13 protein-coding genes are annotated in these 12,766 nt (G+C 58.6%); 8 read left to right on the forward strand and 5 right to left on the reverse strand.

The window, feature by feature from the left end; all coding sequences use genetic code 11:
- Positions 1-28: 28 nt before the first annotated feature.
- Entirely contained in the window at positions 29-841 is an 813-nt protein-coding gene (locus QZW03_RS11005; RefSeq protein ID WP_296510082.1) for a M48 family metallopeptidase, read from the forward strand.
- 116 nt (positions 842-957) lie between these two features.
- Complete coding sequence (locus QZW03_RS11010; RefSeq protein WP_296510046.1) at positions 958-1,605, forward strand: PEP-CTERM sorting domain-containing protein; 648 nt, start codon at positions 958-960, stop codon at positions 1,603-1,605.
- A gap of 71 nt (positions 1,606-1,676) precedes the next feature.
- Here QZW03_RS11010 and QZW03_RS11015 read toward each other — a convergent pair whose 3' ends face one another.
- Positions 1,677-2,468, reverse strand: a complete 792-nt coding sequence (locus QZW03_RS11015) for an exodeoxyribonuclease III (protein ID WP_296510047.1) — start codon at positions 2,466-2,468, stop codon at positions 1,677-1,679.
- Positions 2,469-2,478: 10 nt separating this feature from the next.
- On the opposite strand from QZW03_RS11015, the gene pyrE reads away from it, so the two are divergent.
- Complete coding sequence (pyrE, locus tag QZW03_RS11020) at positions 2,479-3,150, forward strand: orotate phosphoribosyltransferase (protein ID WP_296510048.1); 672 nt, start codon at positions 2,479-2,481, stop codon at positions 3,148-3,150.
- 3 nt (positions 3,151-3,153) lie between these two features.
- Entirely contained in the window at positions 3,154-3,816 is a 663-nt protein-coding gene (locus tag QZW03_RS11025; RefSeq protein ID WP_296510049.1) for a DUF4124 domain-containing protein, read from the forward strand.
- A 6-nt stretch (positions 3,817-3,822) separates the two neighbouring features.
- Here the strand turns inward: QZW03_RS11025 and gatB are convergent, their stop codons facing one another.
- From gatB to gatC, 3 genes are read right to left on the reverse strand one after another with little or no spacing between them, the layout of a single operon-like run.
- On the reverse strand, positions 3,823-5,313 hold the full coding sequence (gene gatB, locus QZW03_RS11030) for an Asp-tRNA(Asn)/Glu-tRNA(Gln) amidotransferase subunit GatB (RefSeq protein WP_296510050.1): 1,491 nt from the start codon (positions 5,311-5,313) through the stop codon (positions 3,823-3,825).
- 2 nt (positions 5,314-5,315) lie between these two features.
- Entirely contained in the window at positions 5,316-6,833 is a 1,518-nt protein-coding gene (gene gatA / locus QZW03_RS11035; RefSeq protein WP_296510051.1) for an Asp-tRNA(Asn)/Glu-tRNA(Gln) amidotransferase subunit GatA, read from the reverse strand.
- Between the two features lie 14 nt (positions 6,834-6,847).
- Positions 6,848-7,147, reverse strand: a complete 300-nt coding sequence (gene gatC, locus QZW03_RS11040; protein WP_296510052.1) for an Asp-tRNA(Asn)/Glu-tRNA(Gln) amidotransferase subunit GatC — start codon at positions 7,145-7,147, stop codon at positions 6,848-6,850.
- A gap of 202 nt (positions 7,148-7,349) precedes the next feature.
- Between gatC and QZW03_RS11045 the strand changes: the two genes are divergently transcribed.
- From QZW03_RS11045 to mrdA, 4 genes are read left to right on the forward strand one after another with little or no spacing between them, the layout of a single operon-like run.
- Entirely contained in the window at positions 7,350-8,393 is a 1,044-nt protein-coding gene (locus tag QZW03_RS11045; protein WP_087495517.1) for a rod shape-determining protein, read from the forward strand.
- A 24-nt stretch (positions 8,394-8,417) separates the two neighbouring features.
- Complete coding sequence (gene mreC, locus QZW03_RS11050; RefSeq protein WP_296510053.1) at positions 8,418-9,338, forward strand: rod shape-determining protein MreC; 921 nt, start codon at positions 8,418-8,420, stop codon at positions 9,336-9,338.
- Positions 9,335-9,865, forward strand: coding sequence for a rod shape-determining protein MreD (gene mreD / locus QZW03_RS11055; RefSeq protein ID WP_296510054.1), 531 nt, complete (start codon positions 9,335-9,337; stop codon positions 9,863-9,865). The genes mreC and mreD overlap by 4 nt, the downstream gene beginning before the upstream one ends.
- A gap of 11 nt (positions 9,866-9,876) precedes the next feature.
- Positions 9,877-11,823, forward strand: coding sequence for a penicillin-binding protein 2 (gene mrdA, locus QZW03_RS11060; RefSeq protein ID WP_296510055.1), 1,947 nt, complete (start codon positions 9,877-9,879; stop codon positions 11,821-11,823).
- 6 nt (positions 11,824-11,829) lie between these two features.
- Here the strand turns inward: mrdA and QZW03_RS11065 are convergent, their stop codons facing one another.
- Positions 11,830-12,594 carry a TSUP family transporter gene (locus QZW03_RS11065; protein ID WP_296510056.1) on the reverse strand — a complete coding sequence of 255 codons (765 nt, stop codon included), beginning with the start codon at positions 12,592-12,594 and terminating at the stop codon, positions 11,830-11,832.
- Positions 12,595-12,766 lie beyond the last annotated feature (172 nt).

The following is a 12,766-nucleotide window of genomic DNA, read 5'->3' on the forward strand; positions in this document are numbered from 1 at the left end:
TATTTCTCCCACCAAGTTTTCGAGAGTCATGTGTGGCCTAGCCTTGACTTTTGTACTCGCATCGGCTTCGCTCAGTCACGCCCGTGAAGGCGTTGAAGTGGGAGCGAATTCGGCTTTCAGCAAATTGGTGCCCGCTGGCGAGATTGAGCAGTCCGCGGCCCAGCAATATGCGCAGATGCTCGCGCAAGCCCAGGAGCAAAGAGCGCTGGCGGGTAGCGAGCATCCCCAGGTTCAGCGCCTGCGGGCGATTGCGCGGCGGATCATCCCCTACGCCAACGAGTGGAATCCCCGCGCCAAAGACTGGCGGTGGGAGGTCAACCTGATCGGATCCAAGCAAATCAATGCTTTCTGTATGCCGGGCGGCAAAATCGCGTTCTACACGGGCATTCTGGATACCCTGAAACTCACCGACGACGAGGTTGCCATGGTCATGGGGCATGAAATCGCCCACGCGCTGCGCGAACACGCCCGTGAACGCATGGGCAAAACTGCGGCTACCGGACTCGGGGCCAATTTGCTGTCGCAGGTGCTGGGTTTAGGGCAGGTCGGCCAGACGGTGACTCAATACGGGGCGCAATTGCTCTCTCTCAAGTTCAGCCGGGAAGATGAGTCAGAGGCCGACTTGGTGGGCTTGGAGCTCGCGGCCCGCGCCGGCTATGACCCGCGCGCAGGCATCACGCTGTGGCGGAAGATGTCGGCCGCCAACAAAAACGCTCCGCCGCAATGGCTATCGACCCACCCTGCAGGCGACACCCGGATCGCCGACATGGAAGCGGCGATGGCGCAGGTCGTTCCGCTCTATGACAAGGCGAAGAAGCCTGCCAAACCTTCACAGCAGTGAGTTCTTGTGCTGTTGGGTAAAAGCACAGCCACCCCGGGACTAGTCCGCGTGGACTATTGTTCCAAAACGGCGCCACAACGAAAATTACAACCTATTACATATTCACGGAGGGCGTTATGCGCACAACAATCAAGTTTATTGCCGGTGCTTTGTTGCTCGGCGGTCTGATGGCAGGTCAGGCGTTTGCTACTGCGGCGCCCACATTTTCGATCGTAGACACAAGCAAAACTAAGACGATAAACCTGAGTGCGACGTCATCTTCGGATCGCTTTGATGTTGCGATCCCCACAAATTTCAGCCTTTCTGGCGTCAAAACCGGAAGTTTTCTGAGCTTGAGCAGCGCGGCCAGCTTGGCTTTCACATTTGTTGGCGAAGAGGCTGGCTACAACAACGTGTTTGGTGCGATCAAGTTCAAACCGCTGGATGTCGGCTTGTTTTCTAACAACGCTTCTACCCCCGGTGCGACATCCTTCACATTTTCTAACGTCGCGGCGGGTCAATTGAACTTCGGCTTTTTGTCCAATGCCATGGCGAGCATGTTTTACGGCAACGGCAGCACCAGCATCGGACTGAAGTTGAGTGCAGACAAGCAAAGCGCATTGCTTATGTTCAATGACTCTTATAAGCGCGACAGAGATTACGACGACATGGTTGTCAAAGTTTCCATCCTGACAGCCGTTCCAGAGCCGGAAACCTATGCGCTCATGCTGGGCGGCTTGGCTCTGCTAGGTGCAGTTGCACGCAGAAACCGCAAACAGGCATGACACTGTTTTAACAACAAAAAAGAGCCCTAGCAGGGCTCTTTTTTGTATGGGTCTCCGCAGAGGAGGAGTGGTTAAAAACTGATGTCGTAGTCCACCGTAATCGGCGCGTGGTCGGAGAATTTCTCATTCTTGTAGATGGATACCGCCCTAGCTGCGGCTGCCGATGTCGGCGTCGCTAGGTGATAGTCCAGCCTCCACCCTACATTCTTGGCATATGCCTGCCCGCGGTTGCTCCACCAGGTGTAGCAATCGTCGGTGGCGGTAGGTTCCAGTTGGCGATAGACGTCGACCAGTCCGCCATCGCTCAGTAGCTGGCTCATCCAAGCGCGCTCTTCTGGGAGGAAGCCGGAGTTTTTCTTGTTGCCTTTCCAGTTCTTCAGGTCTATCTCCTGGTGCGCGATGTTGATATCTCCGCACAGGATGAACTCCCGCTCACTGCGCAAGCGTTGTAGATGGGGGTACATCTCGGCCAGGAAGCGAAACTTAGCCTGCTGCCGCTCCTCTCCCGAGGAGCCACTGGGAAAGTAGGCGCTGATGATGGAGAGTTTGCGGGCTGGCGTGTCAAACCGCAGCTCGGTATAGCGGCCCTCAGTATCGAACTCGGAAGACCCGTAGCCAATACAAACTTCGCTGGGTTCGTGGCGACTGTAGACCCCCACGCCAGAGTAGCCTTTCTTTTCTGCGAAATGAAAATGGCCGGTCAGCGCGCCGAAGGATTCAAATTTCCCCGCCACATCGGCTGCTTGGGCTTTGACTTCCTGCACGCAAATACAATCAGGTTGCGCTTGGGCAAGCCAGGCTTCTAGGCCTTTGCTGGTGGCGGAACGGATGCCGTTCAGGTTCAGGCTGGTTAATTTAAACAAGGATTTCCCCATGTCGGACAAAGACCCGTTGGCTCAAGAATTTGTACAGTTTGCTATCGAATGTGGCGTGTTGCGGTTCGGCGAATTCAAAACCAAAGCCGGTCGCATGAGCCCCTATTTTTTCAATGCCGGTTTGTTTGACGATGGTGCCAAACTGGGGCGTCTGGCCGGATTTTATGCGCAGCGTTTGATCGACAGCGATGTCGAGTTTGACATGGTGTTCGGGCCCGCTTACAAGGGCATTCCATTGGGGGCCGCGGTGGCGATTGAGCTGGCGCGTCGGGGGCGCAATGTCCCGTTTGCCTACAACCGCAAGGAAGCCAAGGACCATGGTGAAGGTGGCACCCTGGTCGGCGCCCCACTGAAGGGGCGCGTGTTGATCGTAGATGACGTCATGTCCGCTGGTACCGCAGCGCGCGAGTCGATTGCCATTATTCAGGCTGCGGGCGCGACACCGCACGCGGTATGCATCGCCCTCGACCGGCAGGAAATGGCCACAGAAAACGGCAAGGATGTGCCCTACAGTGCGTTGCAGTATGTGCGCGAACAGTTAGGCTTGCAGGTCTGTGCCATTGCGAAGCTGGCTGATTTGATGCAGTATCTTCAAGCAAGTCACGGTTCCACGGAGGATGCTGAGCGCGTGTTGGCCTACCGGCAGCGTTATGGCGTAGAAGAAAGCTAATTCATGAAGCAGTCAATGATGTCGGGCCCTGCCCGTTGGGTGTTCATTCTCTTGGGGTTGGGTGCTACAGCTTCCGCCCAAGTGGCCCCTCCCGTGAGTGGTGGTGTCTACACCTGCGTGGATGCCAAGGGGCGCAAACTGACTGCCGACCGCCCGATACAAGAGTGCATTGACCGGGAGCAGAAGATCCTCAATCCCAGTGGGACGGTGAGGGCCAAGGTAGGCCCTAGCCTCACGGCCAAAGAGCAGGCAGACATAGAGGCCAAAGAAAAGCGCGAGGCCGAGGAGCGCAGCAGGAATGCCGAAGAAAAGCGCCGTGACCGGGCTTTGCTAGTGCGCTACCCCGCTAAAGCTGTGCACGACCAAGAGCGAGCGGACGCACTCGCACAAATTGCCGTGGTGGTGAAAGCGGCCACCAACCGGCTGGACGAGCTCGCCAAACAACGGGTTGCGATCGATGCCGAGATGGAGTTCTACAAAAAAGACCCCACCAAAGCACCCGCGTATCTGAGGCGCCAGCTCGAAGAAAACTCGCAAAGCCAAGGCGTGCAACGCCGCTTTATCGGCGAGCAGGAGGCCGAAGCCAAGCGGGTCAATGCCCGTTTTGATGACGAGTTGGTCCGGCTGCGACAGCTATGGGCTGCCGCAGCCGCTGTGCCTAAGTAAAGGTATTCAGCCTGCTAGTTTGCTTCGTAAAAGGTCGTTGACCTGTTGCGGGTTGGCCTTGCCTTTGCTGGCCTTCATGATCTGGCCAACCAGGGCATTCAGTGCCTTTTCATTGCCGCCTTTGAACTCCGCCACATTCTTGGCGTTCGCAGCAATCACCTCGTCCACGATCGCGGCCAACGCGCCGGTGTCGTTCATTTGTTTGAGGCCTTTGGCCTCGATCACTGCATCCACATTGGCGCTACCTTCCCAAAGCGCATCAAACACTTGTTTGGCGGCGCTATTGGAGATGGTGCTGTCGGCAATGCGTGTCAAGAGTTGCGACAGCAGATCGGCACTCACCGGCGACTGATCAATCCCGAGGTCTTGGCCATTCAGGCGACGGGCCAACTCACCGGTGATCCAGTTGCTGGCCAGCTTGGCCTGGCCGCTGGCTTTGGCGGCTATTTCAAAATAGCTGGCCAGTGCGAGGCTCTGCGTAAGTTGGGTAGCGTCGTACTCACTCAGGCCGTAGTCAGCTTGGAAGCGAGTTGCCATAGTACGAGGCAATTCAGCCATTTGCCCCCGTATTGTCTGAATCCATTGCTCCGAAATACATAGCGGCGGCAGATCGGGGTCTGGAAAGTAGCGGTAGTCGGCGGCGTCTTCTTTGGTGCGCATGGCACGTGTTTCACCCGTATCGGGATTGAAGAGTACGGTGGCCTGTTGGATCTCCAGTCCATCTTCTATCTGTTCGATTTGCCAGCGCACCTCGTAGTCAATCGCTTGCTGCATGAACTTAAAGCTGTTCAGGTTCTTGATCTCGCGCCGGGTTCCCAAAGGCTGGCCGGGTTTGCGGACAGAGACGTTGGCATCACAACGGAATGAGCCCTCTTGCATGTTGCCGTCGCAAATGCCGATCCAGGTCACGATTTTGTGAAGCTCTTTGGCGTAGGCCACTGCTTCGGCGCTGGAGCGCATATCGGGTTCGGTCACGATCTCAAGCAGCGGGGTGCCAGCGCGGTTCAGATCGATGCCGCTTTGTCCGATGAAGTCTTCGTGCAAGGACTTGCCTGCGTCTTCTTCCAAGTGCGCGCGCACCAGGCGCACCGTTTTTTTCTCATCACCGAGGAAAAACTCGACAGCGCCACCTTGCACCACCGGAATCTCAAACTGGCTGATCTGGTAGCCCTTGGGCAGATCCGGGTAAAAGTAGTTCTTGCGGGCAAAGATGCTGCGCGGGGCAATGTGGGACCCGATGGCTAGACCAAACTGGATAGCCCGCTCCACAGCGCCTTTGTTCATGACCGGCAAGGTGCCGGGCAAGGCCAAATCCACTGCGCAAGCCTGGGTGTTGGCTTCAGCGCCGAACGCGGTGCTGGCGCGTGAAAAGATTTTGGATTGGGTGGAGAGTTGGGCGTGTGTCTCAAAGCCAATGATGACCTCGTAGCCATGCACCAGCGGGCCGGTAGGGCGGCCTTGTTGTAGTGATTCGAATGTGTTCACGGTCTCACTCATGTTCAGAATCCTGTGGGCTTCGCCAGGTGGTAATCGGTAGCTTGTTGAAAGCGGTGGGCAACATTGAGCAGGCGGGCCTCGTCCAGATAGTTACCCAGCAATTGCATGCCGATGGGCATGCCTTTGTCAGCCTCGGCTTGGGCAAAGCCGACCGGGATACTCATGCCCGGCAGCCCCGCCAGCGAGCCGGACAAGGTGAAGATATCGGCCAGATAGTTGGCAACCGGGTCATCGGATTTTTCGCCGATTTTCCAGGCGACAGTGGGGGCTACCGGGCCTGCAATGACGTCGCAGTCTTTGAACGCATTCTGGAAGTCGTCGGCAATCATGCGGCGGATTTTTTGCGCCTGGAGGTAATAGGCGTCGTAGTAACCATGGCTCAGTACATAGGTGCCGATCATGATCCGGCGTTTGACTTCGTCGCCAAAGCCCTCCGCACGCGTCTTTTTGTACATGTCGGCGAGGTCGCCGTAGTCATTGGCCCGGTGGCCGAACTTCACACCATCAAACCGGCTCAGGTTGCTCGAGGCTTCCGCCGGGGCAATGATGTAGTACACCGGGATGGAGAGCTCGGTTCGTGGCAATGCGATGGGCACGAGCTTGGCACCCAATTGTTCGTACTGCTTGAGGGCGGCATTCACAGTGGATCGGACATCGTCCGACAAACCGTCGCCAAAGAACTCCCGGGGCACGCCGATGCGCAGCCCTTCGATGCTGTCGTTGAGCTTGCGCGAAAAGTTTTCGACCGGCGTGTCGAGTGACGTGGAGTCGCGGTCTGCATCGGGGCCGCACATGGCGGACAGCAGCAAAGCGCAGTCTTCCGCGCTGCGAGCCATGGGGCCTGCTTGGTCCAGGCTGGAGGCAAAGGCCACCATGCCGTAGCGTGAAGCGCGGCCATAGGTTGGCTTGATGCCGGTGATGCCGCAGAACGCCGCCGGTTGGCGAATGGAGCCACCCGTGTCCGTGCCTGTGGCGGCAGGGGCCAGGCGGGCCGCGACAACTGCGGCACTGCCGCCGGAGGAACCGCCCGGAATCCGCGTGGTATTCCAGGGATTACGCACCGGTTGCACCGATTCGCTGCCCAGCGGGGCAATCGCAGTGTTCTCGTTGCTGGAGCCCATGGCGAATTCATCGCAATTCACTTTGCCCAGCGTTACGGCTCCGGCCTCCGCCAGTTTTTGGACTACGGTCGCGTCGTAAGGCGAGCGATAGCCCTTGAGCATGCGCGAACCCGCAGTGGTTGCGAAATCGCGGGTGACAAAAATATCTTTGTGCGCGAGAGGCAGGCCGTCCAAAGGGCGCGCGTTGCCGGTGGAAATCCGGGCGTCTGCTGCGCGCGCTTGGGCCAGGGTGGCCTCGGGGTTGCTGTCCACGTAAATACCGAGCGCGCTATGCGTTTGGCTGCGGTCCAAAAAATGTTGCGCTAACTCGGTGGCGGAAACTTGTTTGTTGGCAAGCGCCGTGACCAATTCCTGGGCGCTGAGGTCGTGGGGTGCGCGGGTGGCAAGAGGAGTCGTCATAAATGTAGGGGGTGTTACTCAATAACCTTGGGCACCAAAAAGAGGCCGCGCTCGACGGCCGGGGCGCTGCGCTGGTTGTCTTCGCGCTGGTTGGTCTCGGTTGCCAAGTCGTCGCGCAAGCGCAAGGTGATGTCCTGAATCGCAGCGACCGGGTGGGCCAAGGGTTCAATGCCCGTGGTGTCCACGGCGCGCATCGCTTCCACGATTCCAAAAAAACCGTTCAATTGCGTCAGCATGCGCTCACTTTCGGCGGGCTGAAGTTCGAGTCGCGCCAAATTGGCGATGCGGGCGATATCGGAAGATGTCAAGGACATGGGTGTAGAAGAGTTGAAACCGGGGGTAAATCGTGTCAAAGCACCGATTCCTCCGAGAGTTATTCACAGGCGATGGGTTATTATCCTGCCTTTGGCTGGAGACTCGGAAAACCGCGGTCTTTGACGCCAAACTTACGGATATTGAATTGTTAAAACCGGTGACGCAGCGCCGAGGCGTGCTGTGTGCCTGAGAGGAAATGTAATGTTTGGAGCTTTTCGTCAGTACTTTTCTACTGACTTGGCGATTGACCTTGGCACTGCCAACACCCTGATTTTTGTACGCGATAAAGGGATCGTCCTTGACGAACCTTCCGTGGTGGCCATCCGCCACGAAGGCGGACCGCAAGGCAAAAAGACGATTCAGGCCGTCGGCCGCGAAGCCAAAGCCATGCTGGGCAAGGTGCCCGGCAACATCGAGGCTATCCGCCCGATGAAAGACGGCGTGATCGCCGACTTCACCGTGACTGAGCAGATGCTCAAGCAATTCATCAAGATGGTGCACCCCCGTGGCGTGTTCAAGCCCAGCCCGCGCATCATCATTTGCGTGCCTTGCGGCTCGACACAGGTGGAGCGCCGGGCGATCCGTGAGTCCGCTTTGGGCGCAGGCGCCAGCGACGTGTATTTGATTGAAGAGCCTATGGCAGCGGCTATCGGCGCAGGACTTCCGGTTGCGGAGGCCAGCGGTTCGATGGTGGTTGACATCGGCGGCGGTACCACCGAGGTGGGCGTGATCTCTTTGGGCGGCATGGTCTACAAAGGCTCTGTGCGCGTAGGCGGTGACAAGTTCGATGAAGCCATCATCAACTACATCCGCCGCAACTACGGCATGCTGATTGGCGAGCCCACCGCAGAAGCGATCAAGAAGCAAATCGGATCGGCCTTTCCCGGTTCCGAAGTCAAAGAAATGGAAGTCCGCGGCCGCAATTTGTCCGAAGGCGTGCCCCGCAGCTTCACGATTTCTTCGAACGAAATCCTGGAAGCGCTCACCGATCCGCTGAACAACATTGTTTCTGCGGTCAAGAACGCCTTGGAGCAAACCCCCCCCGAGTTGGGTGCAGACATTGCCGACCGCGGCATGATGTTGACCGGTGGTGGCGCCTTGCTGCGTGACCTGGATCGCTTGCTCGCAGAAGAGACCGGCCTGCCGGTTCTCGTGGCGGAAGACCCGCTGACCTGCGTGGTGCGCGGATGCGGCATCGCACTGGAGCAGATGGAGCGCCTCGGCTCCATTTTCACCAGCGAATAAGCCTCACCCAGCCCGGACGCAGCGATGCCACTCGGTACGCTGGACAGAGATCCTCCACCCTTTTTCCGCCAGGGCCACTCGGCCCTGTCTAAGCTCGCCGTCTGCAGTGCTTTGGCGCTGCTGTTGATGGTGTCGGACGCTCGCTTCAAAGTGATGCAGCCCTTGCGGGTGGCTTTGGCTGCGGTGCTGTACCCGGTGCAGTGGCTGGCCCTTCAGCCCGTAGAGGGTGCTGGCCGGCTCGGGAACTACTTCTCAACGCTGGCCTCGGCTGAAACGGCCCAGGACGAGGCTCGCCGCAAACTCAGTGTGCAGTCACAGCGCGCCAACCTGGTCGAACAGCTCGATCTTGAGAACCAGCGTTTACGCAAGCTGCTCGATTTGTCGACACGCTTGAGCTCGGAATTCCGGGCGGCGCAGGTCATTTATGACGCGGCCGACCCCTACACCCGCAAAGTCATTATCGACAAGGGCTTGGCCCACCGCATGGTCGTGGGCTCGCCCGTGCTGGATGAGTCCGGCGTGATTGGGCAGGTCACCCGCATCTACCCTCTCGTGAGCGAAGTGACCCTGATTACTGATAGGGATCACGCAATCCCTGTGCTGAATGTGCGTACGGGTGCCCGGGGTGTTGCCTTTGGTGACACATCGTCCCACGCGGATGCGCTGGAGCTGCGCTACATGGCGGCCAATGCCGATGTAGCGGTGGGTGATTTGCTGACGACCAGCGGAGTGGACGGCGTTTACCCGCCGGGTCTGCCCGTTGCGCGGGTGGAACGAGTCGAGCGAAAAGTGGATGCCGTGTTTGCGCGCATTTACTGCGTGCCTCTGGGCTTGGTGTCTGGCGCAGAGCATGTCATCGTGCTCGATCCACTGGGCAACAAAGTACCTGAGCGGCCCCCGCAAGATGCTGCGGCTGCGCCTGCAGGCAAAGGAGCTAAGCCATGATCATGCGCCCGGGCCAGCAGCTTTTGCTTCCGGCCAGACCTCTCTTTATCTGGACCAGTCTCTTGGCGGCGCTTCTGCTGAACATGCTCCTCAATATGGGGCTGTGGGGTCGGTCGGCATGGATGCCTGACCTGGTGGCCTTGGTGCTGGTGTTCTGGACCGTGCACCAGCCGCTGCGCATCGGAATCGGGGCCGCGTTTGTTTTCGGCCTGTTGATGGATGTTCACCAAGGGGCATTGCTAGGACAACATGCCCTGTCTTACACAGTGCTGAGTTTTCTCGCGATTGCGGTTCACCGCCGTTTGCTGTGGTTCTCGGTGCCATCCCAAGCGGCCCAGGTTCTGCCCTTGTTTATTGCCGCGCACGGGTTGGAGCTATTGCTGCGCATGGTGGGCGGTGGTGCGTTCCCTGGTTGGTCATTGCTTTTGGCGCCACTGTTGGAGGCGGCTTTGTGGCCGGTCGCTAGCATTGTGCTGTTGGCCCCCCAGCGCCGTGCGCCGGACCCAGATGCCAACCGGCCTTTGTAAAGCGGCCTCTCATGACTGAGTTGCGCAATGTGCAGGCTGATCTCGCGCGTTTCCGGACGCGGGTCTTCGCCATCAGTGTTCTGGTGGTGGTTTGCTTCGTGCTACTTTTCGCACGGCTTGTGTATCTGCAAATATTTCGCCATGAAGATTTACGTGCCCAAGCAGAAAGTAACCGGACGTCCATAGTCCCTATCGTCCCTAACCGCGGCTTGATACAAGACCGCAATGGCATTGTGCTGGCGAGCAATTACTCGGCCTACACGCTCGAAATTACGCCGTCCAAAAGTCGTGGCGTCGAGATCACTCTGGAAGAGTTAGCGCAGGTGGTTGACATCACGCCGCGCGACCGGCGCCGGTTCAAGAAACTCATGGAAGAGTCCAAGAGTTTCGAGTCCGTGCCGATCCGGACCCGGCTCACCGATACGGAGGTTGCCCGCTTTGCTGCGCAGCGGTTCCGTTTCCCCGGGGTAGAAATCAAGGCACGGCTGTTCCGAAACTACCCTTATGGTGAACTAGCCAGCCACGTGATCGGGTACATCGGCCGCATTAACCGCGCCGAGAAAGAGAAGATCGACGACAGCGAAGACCAGGCCAATTACCGCGGCACCGAATACATCGGCAAGCTGGGCGTCGAACAGAGTTTCGAGTCGGTATTGCACGGCACGACTGGCGTAGAGCGCATTGAAACCTCGGCAGGGGGGCGCGCGGTCCGCAAGCTGGCGAGCAACCCGTCGACACCGGGCAACGTTGTGATGTTGTCAATCGACATCAAACTGCAAAAGCTCATCGAAGACATGTTCGGCACCCGCCGGGGGGCACTGGTCGCCATGGACCCCAAGACGGGTGAAGTGCTGGCCTTTGTGAGTAAGCCGACGTTTGACTCTAATTTGTTTGTCGAAGGCATTGACCAGGAAAACTGGCAGATGCTGAACGAATCCATCGACAAGCCGCTGCTCAATCGTGCACTGCGGGGCACCTATCCGCCCGGCTCCACGTACAAACCTTTCATGGCCCTGGCGGCTCTGGAAACCGGAACCCGCACGCCGCAGACACTGATCAACGATCCGGGCTTTTACATGTTCGGCGGGAATCGCTTCGGCAGCCCGGAGAACGAGCGGGGCGGCATCATGGACATGCGCCGCGCCATTGTGGAGTCGAGCAACGTGTATTTCTACTCCCTGGCCAATGAACTGGGGGTGGACACCATGCATGACTTCATGGCGCCACTGGGTTTCGGGCAGCTTACCGGCATTGATATCAATGGTGAAGTGCGCGGAATCCTGCCCAGCCAAGCGTGGAAGCGCAAATACTACAAGCGTCCGGAGCATCAGAAGTGGTACGCGGGCGAGACCATTTCTCTGGGTATCGGGCAGGGCTACAACAGCTTCACCATGCTGCAAATTGCCCAGGCGGTCTCCATCATTGCCAACAACGGGGTAAAGCACAAACCCCAGCTGGTGATTGCGACGCAAGACGCTACCACCCGCGTGCGCACGCCCGTGGCGCCTGAGCCGGCGATCGATCTGGCTTACAAGCCCGAAAACCTGAAAGTCATTCGTGACGCCATGGTGGGCGTGACCCAAGGCGGCACAGGAACCCGTGTGTTTGCCGGTGCCGGATACGTCAGCGGTGGAAAGACCGGCACGGCGCAGGCAGTGAGCCTTGCAAAAAACCAGAAGTACAACGCATCGGCAATGGAGGAGCACCAGCGGGACCACTCCCTCTATGTGGCGTTCGCGCCTGCGGAGGATCCCAAGATCGCCCTCGCCGTGATCGTGGAGAACGCCGGTTTCGGTTCAGCATCGGCGGCACCGATCGCGCGGCGGACCTTCGATTACTGGTTGTTGGGGCAATACCCCAGCGAGGAGGATCTCGTAGCCGTCAGCCAAGGGAAGGCGAGCGCGCCTATCGGAAAACCCCGGGTCGCGGCTGACCTACCCTGGCCGCCCAGCCGCTGAAACCGCTCACCAGCCGCGCAGAAAAGCGTCGTACGCGGTTTTCAGGATCAAGGCCGACACGACGGCGATGAACACGGAACGGACAAAACCGGTACCGTGCTTCAAGGCCAGATGGGTTCCGGCCAGGCTGCCGGCGACATTGGCCAGGGCCATGAACACGACATAGTGCCACCACACATGCCCCGTCAGCCCGAACAGCAACAAGGCCGCGGAGTTGGAGGCGGTATTGAGTAATTTGGCGCCGGCCGAGGCATGCAAAAAGTCGTAGCCCAAGAGCCGCACCAGCAGGAAGACAAAAAAGCTTCCAGTGCCGGGGCCGAAGAAGCCGTCATAGAATCCTATCAGTCCCCCGATGGAGCAGGCCACCAGAACTTCGTGCCGTCCACTGAAGCGGGGGGCATGGTGGCGGCCTAGTTCTTTTTTGGCCAGGGTGTAGCCCAGAACCAGCACCAGGATCAAAGGCAGGGCTCTACGCAAATACTCCGGTGAAATCTGCGTCACGACCCAAGCGCCGCTCAGGGCGGCCGCAAAGCAAACAGCGGTGGCCGGCAGCAGTGCCCTCCACGGAAGAGACACCTTACGGTTGTATTGAACTGCGGCAAAAGCGGTGCCGGCCACCGCAGCCCCTTTGTTGGTGCCGAAGAGGGTTGCCGGTGCGGTGTGGGGAAACAAGGCAAACAAGGCCGGCGTGAGGATCAGGCCGCCACCGCCCACAATCGAATCAATAAATCCGGCCAAACCGGAGGCGAGCGAGGCAATGAGCAATTCCATGCGGCCATTGTCGCACCCGGGGGAGGGTGAAAATTGCTATCAAAACTATAGCTAGTTGCGCATATTCCACGAGGGCTACAGCTGGTTTTGATGTGCAAAGAAAAAAGCACCGGGGTTGCCGGTGCTTTTGTGAGGCTGCATCGTTATGTGCAGAATTATTGGAAGTGTTCTT

This window comes from Rhodoferax sp. (assembly GCF_013297935.1).
Taxonomy (GTDB): Bacteria; Pseudomonadota; Gammaproteobacteria; order Burkholderiales; family Burkholderiaceae_C; genus Allorhodoferax.